This is a genomic window from Pseudomonas gebzensis (genome assembly GCF_034427815.1).
In the GTDB taxonomy this organism is placed as follows: domain Bacteria; phylum Pseudomonadota; class Gammaproteobacteria; order Pseudomonadales; family Pseudomonadaceae; genus Aquipseudomonas.
On the sequence record NZ_JAXQNS010000001.1, the window covers coordinates 604,103 to 618,153 of the forward strand.

Here is a 14,051-nt window from a genome sequence, read left to right on the forward strand (position 1 = left end):
CACAAACCGGGGTTCTGACGTGCTACAAATTCGGGGCACTCGCGTGCTACATCGGGCCACTGGCGTGCTACAAAGGGCCACTGACGTGCTACACAGGGCCACTGACGTGCCACACGGGGCAGTGACGTGCCACAACCCGGGGGGGTGGCTAAAAAGTTCAGGGCTTCCAAACTTGGAAACCGCGCCCCCTCCCATTCGTAGATTATTTCCCGTTTTACGGAAAAGTTAACCATGGCTTTAACCGACAAAAAGCGCCGGTTTGCTGACGCTTTGCTGTCGGGGGCTTCAAACCGGGACGCAGCTATCGCTGCCGGATATTCCGAAAAAACCGCGTCGCAAGCGGGCTCCAAGCTCGCAAAGGATGCGGACGTCATCGCTGCAATCGGTCGTCATCTGCGCGACCGACAGGCCAAGGCCCAAGAAGTTAAGCCAGGTCGAAAAGTTAAATCTCCTCCGCCAGACGAAGCTGTGGTTGGCGACCTGGACCTGGGTGACTTTGATGACCCAATGGACTTCCTCAAGGCCGTCATGAACGAGCAGACGGTCGAGCCGAAGCTGCGCGTCGATGCTGCCAAGGCATTGCTGCCGTACAAGCACGGCAAGGTTGCTGACCAGGGCAAGAAAGAACAGAAGGCCGCTGCGGCCGATGAGGTGAGCAAGGGCCGCTTTGGCTCCCGTCCGCCGCCGAAATTGGTGGTCAACAACAAGGGGTGACACATGGAGTGGACGACCGCCTGCCTAGACTGGCAGACCCGGATCGTCGCCGGCCAATCGCTGATTCCCTTCGATCCGCTTTATCCCGATGAGGCCGAAGCCGCGCTTTCGGTATTCAAGGCGCTGAAGGTCGTGGACCTGCCAGGGCAGCCTACGTTTGGCGAGTGCTGCGACAATTGGGTCTTCGACTTCGTCGCCGCCATTTTCGGCGCCTATGACGCTGAGCGTGGCAAGCAGCTGATCCGCGAGTTCTTCCTGCTGATCAGCAAGAAGAACACCAAGTCGACGATTGCCGCCGGCATCATGCTGACGGCACTGATCCTGAACTGGCGGCATGACGAGGAGCTGTTGATTATCGCGCCGACCATCGAGGTTGCGGCGAACAGTTTCAAGCCGGCCGCCGGCATGGTGCGAGCCGATACAGAGTTGAGCGAGCTGCTGCATGTCCAAGATCACATCCGGACGATTACCCATCGCGTGAACAATGCGGCGTTGAAGGTAGTGGCGGCTGACAGCGACACCGTATCCGGCAAGAAGTCGGGCAAAATCTTGATCGACGAGTTGTGGGTGTTCGGCAAGCGACCGAACGCAGACGCCATGTTGATGGAAGCGACCGGTGGCCAGATTTCCCGCGATGAAGGGTTCGTCATCTTGCTCTCGACGCAGAGCGACGAACCGCCAGCCGGTGTTTTTGAGGAGAAGCTGAGCTACTACCGGGATGTGCGCGACGGGGTGGTCGATGATCGCAAGTCGCTGGGCGTCCTGTACGAGTTTCCCGAGGCTATGGTGAAGGCGAAAACCTATCTCAAGCCTGACAACTTCTACATCACCAATCCCAACATGGGGCGCTCGGTCAGCCGGGAATGGCTGGAGGACGAGCTGGCAAAAAACCTGCGCAAGGACGAAGGCAGTCAGCGCAAGTTCTTCGCCAAGCACTTGAACATCCAGATCGGCATGAACCTTCGGGCGAACCGCTGGGCCGGCGCCGATCACTGGGAGAAACGTGGTGATACAAGCCTGACGCTCGACGAACTGCTGCTCCGAAGCGAGGTGGTGGTTGCTGGGATCGATGGCGGCGGGCTGGATGACCTGCTGGGCCTGAGCCTGATCGGCCGTGAGCGCGAGAGCCGAAGGTGGCTGCACTGGGCTCACGCATGGGCGCACAAGATCGCACTGGAGCGGCGCAAGGACATTGTCAGCGTTCTGCACGACTTCGCTGCAGATGGTGACCTGACCATCGTCGATCTACCGGGAGACGACGTGCGAGACGTTGCCGACATCATCTGCCAGGTGCGCGATGCAGGCCTACTGCCTGAAAAGCAGGCTATCGGCGTGGATGCTGCTGGTATTGGCGACATCATCGACGAGCTCACCACCGAGGAACGCGGGATAACCATGGAGCAAATCGCTTCGGTATCCCAAGGTTGGCGACTCAATGGCGCGATCAAGACCACCGAGCGCAAGGTTGCCGGTGGCGAATTCATTCATGGCGGCACCCGGCTCATGGCCTGGTGTGTGGGCAACGCAAAGACCGTTCAGGTCGGCAACGCCCTTGCAATCAACAAGCAAATCAGCGGTACCGCGAAGATCGACCCATTGATGGCGACTTTCGACGCGGCCACCCTGATGGCACTGAACCCCGAAGGCTCTGGCGATCTGCAGGGCTTCTTCGACAACCCGATCATGGTAGGAATCTGATGGCCGACAAGAAACCGGGCCGGGTGAAGGCTGCGCTGCAGAACTGGCTTGGCGTGCCCATCGGCCTGAAAGACGGTGCGTTCTGGCAGGAGTGGTTTGGTAGTTCTGCTGCTGGAAAACACGTCTCGGTCGACAAGGCCATGCAGCTTTCGACCGTGTGGGCCTGCGTGAGGCTCCTTTCCGAGTCAGTGTCTACGCTCCCACTCAAGTTGTACAAGCGCTTGCCGGACGGATCGCGCGAGGTCGCCAAGGATCACCCGTTGTTCCGTGTACTGTGCCGGGTGCCGAATGCCGAGATGACGCCACAACGGTTCATGCTGCTGGTGGTGGCCAGCATCTGCCTACGAGGCAATGCGTTCGTCGAAAAGAAGATGATCGGAAGCCGGATCGTCGCCCTGGTGCCGCTGTTGCCCCAAGGCATGAAGGTAAAGCGCCAGGACAATGGCCGCCTCAAGTACACGTACAACGAAAACGGCATCGACCGGGACATTCCCGAGAAGAGCTTGATGCATATTCGCGGGTTCGGCCTTGATGGGGTCTGCGGCATGCTGCCGGTCACCACCGGACGCGAGATTTTCGGGTCGGCCATGGCGATCGAAGAGGCTGCCGCGAAGGTGTTTGCCCAAGGCATGCAGGCCTCGGGCATCTTGAGCAGTGACTCCAAGATCACGCCTCAGCAGCGCGAGCAACTCCGGGCCAGCATGAAGGCGTTCATGGGTTCCAAAAACGCCGGCAAAATCATGGTAGCGGAGGCGGGCTTCAAGTATCAGGGCATCACGATGAACCCTGAAGCCGCGCAGATGCTGGAATCCAGATCGTTCGGTATCGAGGAAATGTGCCGCTGGTTCCGCGTCCCGCCCTTCATGGTCGGTCACATGGACAAGCAGTCCAGCTGGGCGGCTTCGGTCGAGGCGCAAAACCTGCACTTCCTGACCAATAGCCTGCGACCTCTGCTGGTCAACATCGAGCAGGAGATCTCGCGGTGCCTGATTAGCGAGGCAGATGCTGACGACTACTTTGCCGAGTTTGCGGTAGAGGGGCTGCTTCGAGCGGACAGCGCCGGCCGTGGCGCCTGGTACAACACGGCATTGCAGAATGGCTGGATGTCCCGTAACGAAGTGCGCCGGCTGGAAAACCTGCCACCCATCCCTGGTGGCGACACCTACACGGTTCAGTCGGCCTTGGTGCCCCTCGATCAGCTCGGGAAAGCGTCACCTGGCGTTTCGCCGGCGGCTTCAGCTTTCATGCTACGGCTGGTATCGGCGCGCAACAACGACGACCGAGCCGCCATCAATAAAGCGGTCGAGTTGGCCACCCAGGCGCTGGAAGCAGGAAACCCAGACGGCCCAATGATGGCCCATGCGCTGATTTCGATGCCGCTGCTCAAAGCAGCCTGACCTGGAGTAACCCCATGACTCTCAAGACACTACCGGCGGCGCCGGCGGTGCGGCCGCACGCGCGCGTCGAATCGGACCTGCTGCCCAAGGCCATGGAGCGCTGGAACCCATCGATCAAGGCAGCAGCCGGTGACGCCGCCGCCACGATCACTATGTACGACCCCATCGGAATGGACTGGTGGACTGGCGAAGGCGTCACGGCCAAGCGCGTCAGCGCTGCGCTGCGCAGCATTGGTGAGAAGGACATCACCGTGAAGATCAACAGTCCAGGCGGCGACGTCTTCGAGGGGCTGGCGATCTACAACCTGCTGCGTGAGCACAAGGGCAAGGTGACCGTCCAGGTGCTGGGTCTAGCCGCCTCCGCTGCATCGTTCATCGCGATGGCGGGGGACGAGATCCAGATCGCCCGCGCCGGCTTCATGATGATCCATAACGCTTGGACGGTGGCCGCCGGCGACCGTAACGACTTCACCGAAGTGGCTGAATTCCTCGACCAAATCGACGGCACGCTGGCGGATATCTACTCCGTCCGGACAGGTGACGACGTGGCCGCAATGCGTGCGCTGATGGATGTCGAGACTTGGATGGGTGGCACTTCCGCGGTCGGCGCGGGCTTCGCTGATGGCTTGCTCCCCTCCGATGCCGCCCAAGAAGATCCACAGGCTGCCGCGCCGCATCAGGTAGCGGCCAGGCGGTTGGACACAATTCTGGCCAAGCAGGGCATGCCGCGCTCCGAGCGCCGGGCTCTGATTCAAGAACTCAAAGGGGGTACGCCTGGCGCTGCCCCTTCCGGTACGCACACCGCTGCCGAAACCCCGGCCGATCTGGCCAACCACCTCGCCGAACTACAGGCCGCCATGTCGCGGTTCTCGGCAGCAGCTATCAATTAACCGGAGACGATTCCATGGCTGACAACACCAGCGACCTGCTGAAGCAGGTCTCCAACGAACTCAAGCAGGCGACCAGCGATTTCAGCAAGCAAGCTGAGAACGCCCTGGCCGAAGCCAAGAAGGCCGGCAGCCTGTCCGAAGAAACGAAGAACGCTGTCGATGAACTGGCGACCAAATTCAACAGCCTCACCGAAGCCGAAAAGCAACTCAAGGCCCAATTGGGCGAGTTGGAGCAAGAGTTTGCCCGCATGCCGGCACCCGGTGGCCTGCAGGCTCAAGACAGCCTCGGTGGCGTGGTGATCAAGAGCGAGGCGCTGAAGCAATTCGCTGCCAGCATCGAGGGCGGCAAGCGCGTCAACGTCCCGGTCAGCGCCGCATTGCTGTCCACTGACATCCCCGCCGGGATCGTGGAGCCTCAGCGTCTGCCCGGTATCGACACCGCACCAAAACAGCGCCTGTTCATCCGCGACCTGATCGCGCCGGGCCGCACTACCGCACCGGCAATCTTCTGGGTGCAACAGACCGGCTTCACCAATGCCGCCAAGGTGGTGGCCGAGGGTACGGCCAAGCCTTACTCGAACATCGAATTCGCATCGAAGCTGACGGCGGTGTCGACCATCGCCCACATGTTCAAGGCCTCCAAGCAGATCCTCGACGACTTTGCGCAGCTCGGTTCGACCATCGACGTCGAAATGCGCTACGGCCTGAAGTACGTCGAGGAGCAGGAGATTCTGTTCGGCGACGGCACTGGCGTGCACCTGCATGGCATCGTGCCGCAGGCCTCGAAGTACGTGCCGGCATTTGAAGTCGAAAAGCGTTCGGGCATTGATGATCTGCGCCTGGCAATGTTGCAGGCCCAGTTGGCGCGCTTGCCGGCCTCCGGCCATGTCCTGCACTTCATGGACTGGGCGAAAATCGAGCTGACCAAGGATTCGCTGGGCCGCTACATCCTCGCCAATCCGCTGGGCCTGGCTGGCCCTGTGCTGTGGGGGCTGCCAGTAGTGGCCACCGAAGTCGCCGCGTTCATGGGCAAGTTCCTGACCGGCGCCTTCCAGACCGGTGCGCAGCTGTTCGACCGTGAAGACGCCAACGTGGTCATCTCGACCGAGAACGCCGACGACTTCGAGAGGAACTTGATCTCGATCCGTTGTGAGGAGCGCGCGGCCCTGGCAGTGAAGCGCCCGGAGGCTTTCATCTTCGGTGAGTTCGCAGCCCCGGTCACCCCGTAATCATGTCGACAGGCCGTCCTAGCGACGGCTTTGGAGATTCCCATGAAGCTGAAGACACTCAAACCCCTGTACCTGGGCGGTCAGACCCTCACCGCGGGCACGTCCTTCGAGACCATCGAACAGCATGGTCGTGAGCTGCTCCAAAAGGGCTATGCCGAGCCGGACGAATCCGAAGCCGAGGCGGTGGTGACCATCACCGAGGACGATGCGGCTGGCGCTGGAATGCTCACCAGTGGCTCTCTCGGCGGCGCTACGCTTCCGATTGCCCCACCTTCGCCGCTGTTCAAGGCAAAGCACAAAGGTGGTGGCAAGTGGATCGTAGTCGACGTTGAGGGCAGCCAGGTTGGCGAGTTCGCTGGCAATCAGGAAGAAGCCAGCGCGGAAGCCGAGCGTCTGACTGTAGGCGAGGAGTGATCCATGTCTGTGATCGCCATCGACATTGCCATGCACCATCTGCTGGCCGAGCCCGACGACCAGGTGCTGGTGCAGTCGCAGCTAGACGCGGCGGAGGAGGCGGCAATGCAGTTCCTCAATCGCCGTTTTTACTTGGATCAGGTGGAGCTCGACAGCACGCGTGCCGGTGTGGCGCAGCTGCTGCGTCAGGCTAAGGCCGCCAATATCGATGCGGTCGCTGCGGCGGATCTAGAGCAGGATCACGGTTTGCGCTGCCGCCTGCGTGAGCACGCGCGCAGTGCGCTGGCTGAGGCCTACGACAGCGCCGACGCCATTGCCTACGGCATGGTGATCAACCCGGCCATTCAGGCTGCATGCCTGCTCAAGCTGGGCCATCTGTTCGGCAACCGCGAAGAGGTGGTAACAGGCACCACGGTGGCCGAGCTGCCGTTGTCCTCTCAGCACCTGTTGATGCCCTACCGCATGCGGGTAGGCGTGTAATGCAGGCCGGCAAGCTCCGACACCGCATCGATATCCAAGAGTTCAAGACTGCCCGCGATCCGGTTTCTGGTGAGTTCGGCGAAGCACAGTGGGTCACCCGGTGGGCGCGGTGCCCGGCGCGGGTGGTACCACTGTCGACCCGCGACCTGGTCGCCGCCCAGGCCAGCCAGTCCCAGGCCACGGGCCGGATGATCATCCGGTACCGGCCCGGCGTAGTGTCGGCAATGCGCATCCTCTATAGGGACGAGGTGTACAGCATCGAAGGGCCGCCGCTGGAGGATCCTGAGTCGGGCAGGGAGTACCTGACGCTGCTGGTGTCGAAGGGAGTGAAGGATGGCTGACCAAGTCACGGCACGCCTGCAGGGTGCCAAGGCTGTTATCGACAAGATGCTAGGGCTTGCGCCCAAGCTCAAACGTAGCGCCTTGCGCAAGGCCGCTCGGCAAGCCATGAACATCGTACGCGACGACGCGCGCGCTCGAGCACGGGCACTAGACGACCCAATCACTGCTGAGCGGATCTTCCGCAACATCGTCACCCAGGAGTCCGGGCGGCAGAGCCGGCGTGAGGGTGGGGTGGTGATGAAGGTGGGCGTCCGTGGCGGTGCCAGTTCCAACCAGCACAGCAAGGATGCCAGCAGCAACCCAGGCGGCGACACGCGGCACTGGCGCTATCTGGAGTTCGGCACGCAGCACACGCCACCTGCGCCCTTCATGCGGCCGGCGCTGTCGTCAAACCTCACCGCCGTTACGGATCGATTCATTCAGGTGCTGAGCCAAGAGATCGACGCAGCACTGTGAGGCTCTATGGAACCCCCTATTTTCTCCATTTGCTCCGGCCACCCGGCCGTGACCGCGCTGCTTGGCGCGGGTGTGGATTGCCGGCTGTATTCGTTCGGTCAAGCGCCGGACGAGCCCACCAAGCCCTATGTGGTTTGGCACCTGATCTCGGGCAGCCCAGAAAACTACCTGGCCGGACGGCCCGACATCGATGGTTTCACCCTGCAGGTCGACGTGTACGCGGCCACGGGTGGCCCAGTTTCGGCGGTGACGAAGGCTCTGTGCGAGGCCATTGAAACGAAAGCCTATGTCGTGCGCTGGGGCGCGACTGATCGTGACCCTACGACCAGGGACTACCACCGCAGCTTCGACGTGGACTGGCTTGTCCCGCGATGAATCAACCTGGCCCGCCGCGTGCGGGCTTTTCTTTGCTTGAAAGGAGACAACCATGTCTGTTTTGACCCAAGGCACCCAGATCTACGCGCTGGTCCCGCCGCTCACGGGCACGGGCCCGTTGACTGTGCTGGAAATTGAAAGCGCTACTGCGTTCAACCCGGGCGGCGCACCCGCCGAACAGATTGAAGACACCGATCTGAGCGCTCAGGAACGCAGCTACAAGAAGGGGCTTCGGACACCCGGCCAGGCTTCACTCGGCGTCAATGCCGACCCTAGCAAAGCGAGCCATATCCGCCTGCACCAGCTGTCCGAGGCCAGCGGTGACACCACCATCAAGTGGGCCATTGGTTGGTCAGACGGTACCGCAGCACCGGCCGTAGCGACTGGCGGCACCGATTTTGAACTGCCCAAGACGCGTACATGGTTCACGTTCAAAGGCTACGTATCGGATTTTCCGTTCGATTTCGCGGCCAACACGATCGTAAGCACTGCGGCAACTATCCAGCGCACTGGCGGTTCTGCCTGGATCAAGAAATCTGCTTAAGGAGCTCGCATGAACCTCGCTGAATTGAAGAAAAAAGGCGGCGTCATCGCCGATGCGCTGGTGGCAAAGAAAGTGGAATGGACCCACGTTGACGAGAAGGGCAAAGAATTCACGGATAAATTCACTGTTCACGTGCGCCGCCACGCCTTTGGCGTGATGGAAACCATGTTTGCCAGCGGCGATACCGAGCACTACAAGAATGCACGCTACGTCTCGGCCAGCGTGATGCTCGGCGAGGATGGCACTGAAGAGCTGCCGTTTGAAGACGCGGTGAACCTGCATCCGGGCCTGGGCATGGAACTGCTGAAGGCTGTAAACGAGGTGAACAGCCCGAAGGGAAAGAAATCACCCCCGCGGAAGAAATCTGGCACGAGCTCGTCCTCAACGGCGTAGGAGGCACCACGATTGCCGAGGCCAAGGCCACGCTTTCCTACGCAGAAGTGTTGGCCTGGGTCGCATACCGAGACAAGCATGGGTCTCTGGACCGGGGCCGCAGACTTGAGCTGAGCACGGCTTTGATCGCGGTCCAGGTGAACCGCAGTGGCGGTGGCAAGGCAGAGCTTTACGACTTCATGCCTCATCACGTCAGACCAAGCGCTGACTTGGAGCAGGCCATGAAGGAGTGGTCGTGACATGGTAAATTCCCGACGTCCAATCAGGAGGGAACCATGAAAAAAATTACGATGCTCATTGCTGCCTGCCTACTAGCCGCGTGCTCTACTCAGTACGGCAAGCCGGTTACAGAGGCGCAACTCGACGCAATCAAACAGGGCGTGACAACCAAGGAAGAGCTGCTGGCCAGTTTCGGTCCACCTCTGGCCACGGCCAGGAACTCAGATGGCACTCAGGTCATGTCCTGGGGGCATGCCAAGGTCGGCTTCGCCGGTAGCAGTTACACCAACCAGGCGTTGAGCGTCATTCTCGACTCGTCAGGCAAGGTCGTCAGTTTCACCACGACCGATATGGCCAATCCGTACCGGTAGTCAGTTCAATCCATCAAGCCCACTCCGGTGGGTTTTTTTACGCCTGGAGGAAAGCATGGCGAGTCGCTCCCTGGGCACTCTAACCTTGGACCTGATCGCCAGAATTGGCGGGTTTCAGCAGGGGATGGACCAAGCCTCACGGTCCATTACCCGCACTGGCAGCTCCGCCGACGCCGCATCGTCGCGTATTTCCGCGTTGCAGGGCAGTTTTCTGTCGTTGTCCGGCGTTGCAGCAAAACTCTCAGCCTCTCTGGCCTCAGCCTTCAGCCTGCATGCGCTTTACACCGCTTCGGAGGCCTATACCACGCTGACCAGTCGCATGTTGCTGGTAACCGAGGGTTCGGCACAGCTGGCCGCAGCGCAAAAGGCAGTTTTCTCGATCGCGCAGAGTTCGTACCAGCCGCTGACGGCCACGGCCGAACTTTATCAACGCATTGCGACCAACCAGAAGGAGCTGAAGCTCTCCGGCGAGGGTGTAGCGGGCATCGTTGGCACGATCAGCAAAACGATGGCTATTTCAGGTGCCAACGCGGCGTCAGCCAATGCCGCCTTGATCCAGTTGGGCCAGGCATTTGCTTCCGGCACCCTGCGTGGCGAAGAGCTGAACTCGGTCATGGAGCAGGCGCCGGCGCTCGCACAGGCCATTGCTGCGGGTATGGGCAAAACCGTTGGCGAATTGCGCACCCTCGGCGCTGCGGGCAAGCTCACGGCTGATGCAGTAGTGAAAGCCCTTCAAGCCCAGGAAAAAGCGGTCAACGACCTGTTCGCTAAGACCGCCGTAACGATCGGCAACTCGCTCACTGCCGTGGAGAACTCGTTCACCCAGTTCATCGGTCGACTGGATCAAGCTTCCGGTGTCAGCGCGAGCATTTCCTCGAACATCGTGGAGTTTTCCAAACACCTCGATGTGCTCACATCCGACTCCGCCTCTGCGGCCGAGACCATCGAGCGCTTTACTAGCGCAGCTGAAACATTGGCCTACGTTTTCGGCACTCGGCTGGCGCTTTCCGCTGGCCAAGCAGCGATGGGGTTCGTAGCTGCGACCGCCGCGTCCATCAAACAGACCGCGGCGCTGATCGCCGGTACCGCTGCCCAGTGGAACGCGCTGAATGCAGACGCGGCGAGCGCCAAACAGGCTCTGGCGACCGCTCAATCCCGCCAGGCAGACGCCTTGGCCCTCATGGAAAGGGCCAGGATTGAGGTTCTCAGCGCTGAACAGAAGGTTGCTGCCGACCGGATGCGTCAGCAGTCGGAAATCAATAACTTGAAAGCCGTCCAGCTGACGCTGGCCGCGGAGGTCACGCTCGAGCAACAGCGGCTGAGGGCCCAGTTCACCGACAAAGGTCGTCAGCTGGCCATCCAGCGAATGGCTGCGGCCCGCCTTGATGAAGTTGCCATCATCAAGCAGATCCAGGCTGCTGAGGTGCAACTTGCAGCCATCACGGTGGCTACCTCGGCCGAGATGCAAGCTGCCTACGGAGTGCGCACCGCTGCGGTTGCCGCCTATGGGGAAACTACCCTGGCGGTGAATGCGGCGGTGCGCACGTCCGAGCTTGCGACAGCAGCTGCGTCGAGTGCCAGCAAAGCCGCGCTTCTGACGGCAACTGCAGGCAGAGGCCTGCTGGCGCTGCTCACCGGTCCAGTCGGCCTGATTGCAACGGCAGGCCTTGTCGCCGCCAGCTTCTTCTCAATGCGCAGCTCCGCTGATGATGCAACTCAGGCACTGAGCGCCCATGGCGCCACGGTAAACGAGGTCGCCGAGAAGTACGAGAAACTCAGCGGCGCGCAGCAGCGAGTCAAGCGACTGGACTGGGCCGAAGAGCAGCAGGAGGCCTTGAAATCTGCTGCGTCGGCGCTGGACGACTACACCTACAAGATTGAGCGAGGGATCGACCTCGGCGCTGCGGGCAAACAGTTCCGCACGATGATCGACGAAGTGGAGCGCGGTCAGCGAACGCTCGACAGTGTCACCACCTGGGTGGAGTCGCAAACCAACCTCTATCCCGAGTTCCGCAAGGAGCTCGCACAGCTGACTCAGGACTACGACGGTAACGTCCAAAAGGCCGATCAACTGAAGGCAGTGCTTGGCGGGCTTGATGGCGAGACCCGGAAAGCAGCCCAAAGCGCCGATCAGATGAGCACCGCGCTGGCCGCCAACCAGGAGCAATCCAAGGCGCAAATTGCTAAGTGGGATGAGTACATCACCAAGCTGCGTGAAACCCGTGACCTGTTCGGCGCCAACAAGAAGGCCCAGGCTGAGTTTGAGGCCAGCAAGATGGGGCTCAACGACAAACAGCGTGAAGAGGCCAGGCTTGTCGCATCGCAGATCGATGTGATGGACAAGTACAAGGATGCAGTCAAGGAGGGCGACAAGGCCAAGCAGCAGTCACTGCGCAAGGAGCTTGAGGCCATTTACGCACGGCAGCAGGCGCTTGAAGATGCAGCAGCGGCTGAAAAGAAGCTGCAGGATGCGGCCAACAAAGCAGCAGAGGAATCGGCCAACAAGAAAATCACTGAAATGCGTCGTGTACTTGAAGCAGCGCACAAGGTTTTCAACGCGGCAGCCGGCTTCTCCAGCAGCTCCAGCTTTTTGACGGGCAAAAATCCACTGCTGGTGCCCCCTCAGCAGCAGGACGTCACGGGCCGGAGTATGGTCCTGCCCGGCGCTCCGACCCCTTTGAACGGGGTGGTGCCGAGCAAAACACCTCAGCAACTGGCGGCCGAGCGGCTTGCGCAGATCACCGATAGCACCGACGTTAACAAAGGTGCCGGCAAAACAAAGCCTTATCACGAGGAAGCGGCGCTAAAAGCGCTCGACACGGCCAAGCAGCAGTACGCGGTGCTCAAAGAGCAAAGCACGCTAATCGGCTTGCAAAAAGGTGAGGTGGATAAGCTGGGCGAGGCGGGCAAGGCTCTCATTAAATGGGAGCAGGAACTGGCCGACATCAAAAGCAAAAAGACACTGACCACCGAGCAAAAATCGCTTTTAGCAAGCGGTGAGAAGATTACAGCCGCCTTGAAAGTCAATGCCGCGCTGGAGAGAGAAAACCAGCTCCGGAAGCTTGCGACCGAAGAGCAGAAGAAGCTCGCGTCGTTCAGTTCGGGGTTGGCCGAAAGTTACCTTACAGCCAAAAACGGATTTGATCAGGAACTCACGGGTGCCGGTCAAGGCGATAAGTACCGCGAGCAATTGAGGGGCCTTTTCTCCATTGAAGAGGAATTCAACCGACAGAAGCGTGACATTTTCCAGCAGTACAACACCGGCGACATCACCGAAGACCTCTACAAGAAGGAAACTGCGCTGCTGGACGAGGAGCTCGCCAAGCGTCTTGTGCTTCAGCAGGATCACTACAACCAGGTAGACGAGGCGCGAGCCAACTGGATGGATGGAGTGAGCGATGCCTGGAAAAACTTCGCTGACGCAGCGACGGATTATTCTGCTATTGCCGCAGACGCCACGACCTCCGCACTTTCGAGCGCGCGCAGCGAATTGAGCACCTTCCTATCCGATGTAGCAACCGGTTCCAAAGATGCTGGTGATGCGCTGATCGACATGGTTGCCGGTTTCGGCAATACGTTGATCAGCACGTTAAGTGACATGGCTGCGCAGTGGCTGATTTATCAGGCAGTACAGCTTGTGGTCGGTAAAACAACGCAGGCCTCTGCAGGTATAGCACTGGTCGCTAATGCCCAGGCTACTGCATTCCAGGCCAGTCTGGCCGCGTTTGCATCGACTGCTGCAATTCCAATCGTGGGACCAGCCCTCGCCCCTGGGGCGGCGTTGGCCGCAGCTGCTGCAACCGCGCCGATGGTGGCCGGCGTAGCCTCCAGTGCTCTTGCCGGCATGGCCCACAACGGCCTCGACAACATCCCGCGTGAGGGCACCTGGCTGCTCGATGGCGGCGAGCGGGTGCTGAACCCCAACCAGAACCGCGACCTCACCCAATACCTGCGCAACGCGAACAACGTCGGCGCCGGCGGCGGGGGTGGCGGCATCACTATCAATGCCCCCGTGAACGTGCAGGCCCAGCAGGGCATGAGCGAGGACGACGCGCGGCGACAGGGCGACATGATGGGTCAAGCGCTTGCGGAGCAGGTCCGCCAAGTATTGCAGCAGGAAACCCAGCAGGGCGGACTGCTTTGGAGGCGGTAATGGCTGAGACATACACTTTCGCTACACGACTGGGTGCCTCAGGCGAAGTCAAGCAGCGGGTTTGGGAGAACGAATTCGGCGACGGTTACGCCCAATCGGGCGGTACCGGCATCAACACGAAGTCCGAAGAATGGTCGCACCAAGCGTCTGGCCGACTGGAGGCCGGCCAAGAGCTACGGCTGATCAGGGATTTCCTAGACCGGCACCAAGGATTCAAGTCATTCAACTGGACGCCGCCTGGCGGCGTTCCGGGCCGCTACAAGGCCAACGGCTACAAGCTCGACCCTCTGGGCGCCGGCCTCTACCGGCTGAGCTTCACGATGAAGCAAACCTTCACCCCCTACTGACCCCGCCTCTGCGGGGTTTTTGCTTTCTG

General features: G+C 60.7%; 16 protein-coding genes. All 16 read left to right on the forward strand.

Features of this window, described 5'->3' with window-relative positions; translation table 11 throughout:
- The first annotated feature begins 231 nt into the window (after window positions 1–231).
- Genes SJI00_RS02900 through SJI00_RS02975 form a run of 16 tightly spaced genes read left to right on the forward strand, consistent with a single transcriptional unit; the run spans window position 232 to window position 14,022 of the window.
- A complete protein-coding gene (locus SJI00_RS02900; protein ID WP_322460236.1) occupies window positions 232–714 on the forward strand; it encodes a terminase small subunit in 483 nt (160 codons plus the stop codon).
- 3 nt (window positions 715–717) lie between these two features.
- Complete coding sequence (locus SJI00_RS02905; protein WP_322460237.1) at window positions 718–2,412, forward strand: terminase large subunit; 1,695 nt, start codon at window positions 718–720, stop codon at window positions 2,410–2,412.
- Window positions 2,412–3,809 carry a phage portal protein gene (locus SJI00_RS02910; RefSeq protein ID WP_416220983.1) on the forward strand — a complete coding sequence of 466 codons (1,398 nt, stop codon included), beginning with the start codon at window positions 2,412–2,414 and terminating at the stop codon, window positions 3,807–3,809. Before SJI00_RS02905 ends, SJI00_RS02910 begins: the two co-directional genes overlap by 1 nt.
- Window positions 3,810–3,823: 14 nt before the next feature.
- Window positions 3,824–4,699 (forward strand): head maturation protease, ClpP-related, encoded by an 876-nt coding sequence (locus SJI00_RS02915; protein ID WP_322460238.1) that lies wholly within the window; start codon window positions 3,824–3,826, stop codon window positions 4,697–4,699.
- A gap of 14 nt (window positions 4,700–4,713) precedes the next feature.
- Window positions 4,714–5,928 (forward strand): phage major capsid protein, encoded by a 1,215-nt coding sequence (locus SJI00_RS02920; RefSeq protein ID WP_322460239.1) that lies wholly within the window; start codon window positions 4,714–4,716, stop codon window positions 5,926–5,928.
- Window positions 5,929–5,970: 42 nt separating this feature from the next.
- The gene (locus tag SJI00_RS02925) at window positions 5,971–6,342 is read left to right on the forward strand and encodes a DUF7210 family protein (protein ID WP_322460240.1); all 372 of its coding nucleotides are present in this window, start codon (window positions 5,971–5,973) and stop codon (window positions 6,340–6,342) included.
- Window positions 6,343–6,345: 3 nt separating this feature from the next.
- Complete coding sequence (locus SJI00_RS02930; RefSeq protein ID WP_322460241.1) at window positions 6,346–6,822, forward strand: head-tail connector protein; 477 nt, start codon at window positions 6,346–6,348, stop codon at window positions 6,820–6,822.
- Window positions 6,822–7,163: a phage head closure protein gene (locus tag SJI00_RS02935; protein ID WP_322460242.1), complete on the forward strand. Its 342-nt coding sequence runs from the start codon at window positions 6,822–6,824 to the stop codon at window positions 7,161–7,163. Before SJI00_RS02930 ends, SJI00_RS02935 begins: the two co-directional genes overlap by 1 nt.
- A complete protein-coding gene (locus tag SJI00_RS02940; protein WP_322460243.1) occupies window positions 7,156–7,620 on the forward strand; it encodes an HK97-gp10 family putative phage morphogenesis protein in 465 nt (154 codons plus the stop codon). The genes SJI00_RS02935 and SJI00_RS02940 overlap by 8 nt, the downstream gene beginning before the upstream one ends.
- A 6-nt stretch (window positions 7,621–7,626) precedes the next feature.
- Window positions 7,627–7,995, forward strand: a complete 369-nt coding sequence (locus SJI00_RS02945) for a DUF3168 domain-containing protein (protein ID WP_322460244.1) — start codon at window positions 7,627–7,629, stop codon at window positions 7,993–7,995.
- A 52-nt stretch (window positions 7,996–8,047) separates the two neighbouring features.
- Window positions 8,048–8,539 carry a phage tail tube protein gene (locus SJI00_RS02950; protein ID WP_322460245.1) on the forward strand — a complete coding sequence of 164 codons (492 nt, stop codon included), beginning with the start codon at window positions 8,048–8,050 and terminating at the stop codon, window positions 8,537–8,539.
- A gap of 9 nt (window positions 8,540–8,548) precedes the next feature.
- On the forward strand, window positions 8,549–8,932 hold the full coding sequence (locus SJI00_RS02955) for a phage tail assembly chaperone family protein, TAC (protein WP_322460246.1): 384 nt from the start codon (window positions 8,549–8,551) through the stop codon (window positions 8,930–8,932).
- The gene (locus tag SJI00_RS02960; RefSeq protein WP_322460464.1) at window positions 8,902–9,171 is read left to right on the forward strand and encodes a phage tail assembly protein T; all 270 of its coding nucleotides are present in this window, start codon (window positions 8,902–8,904) and stop codon (window positions 9,169–9,171) included. Before SJI00_RS02955 ends, SJI00_RS02960 begins: the two co-directional genes overlap by 31 nt.
- Window positions 9,172–9,207: 36 nt before the next feature.
- A complete protein-coding gene (locus SJI00_RS02965; protein ID WP_322460247.1) occupies window positions 9,208–9,522 on the forward strand; it encodes a hypothetical protein in 315 nt (104 codons plus the stop codon).
- A 55-nt stretch (window positions 9,523–9,577) separates the two neighbouring features.
- Window positions 9,578–13,675 carry a phage tail tape measure protein gene (locus SJI00_RS02970; protein WP_416220984.1) on the forward strand — a complete coding sequence of 1,366 codons (4,098 nt, stop codon included), beginning with the start codon at window positions 9,578–9,580 and terminating at the stop codon, window positions 13,673–13,675.
- Window positions 13,675–14,022, forward strand: a complete 348-nt coding sequence (locus SJI00_RS02975; RefSeq protein ID WP_322460249.1) for a phage tail protein — start codon at window positions 13,675–13,677, stop codon at window positions 14,020–14,022. Before SJI00_RS02970 ends, SJI00_RS02975 begins: the two co-directional genes overlap by 1 nt.
- Window positions 14,023–14,051 lie beyond the last annotated feature (29 nt).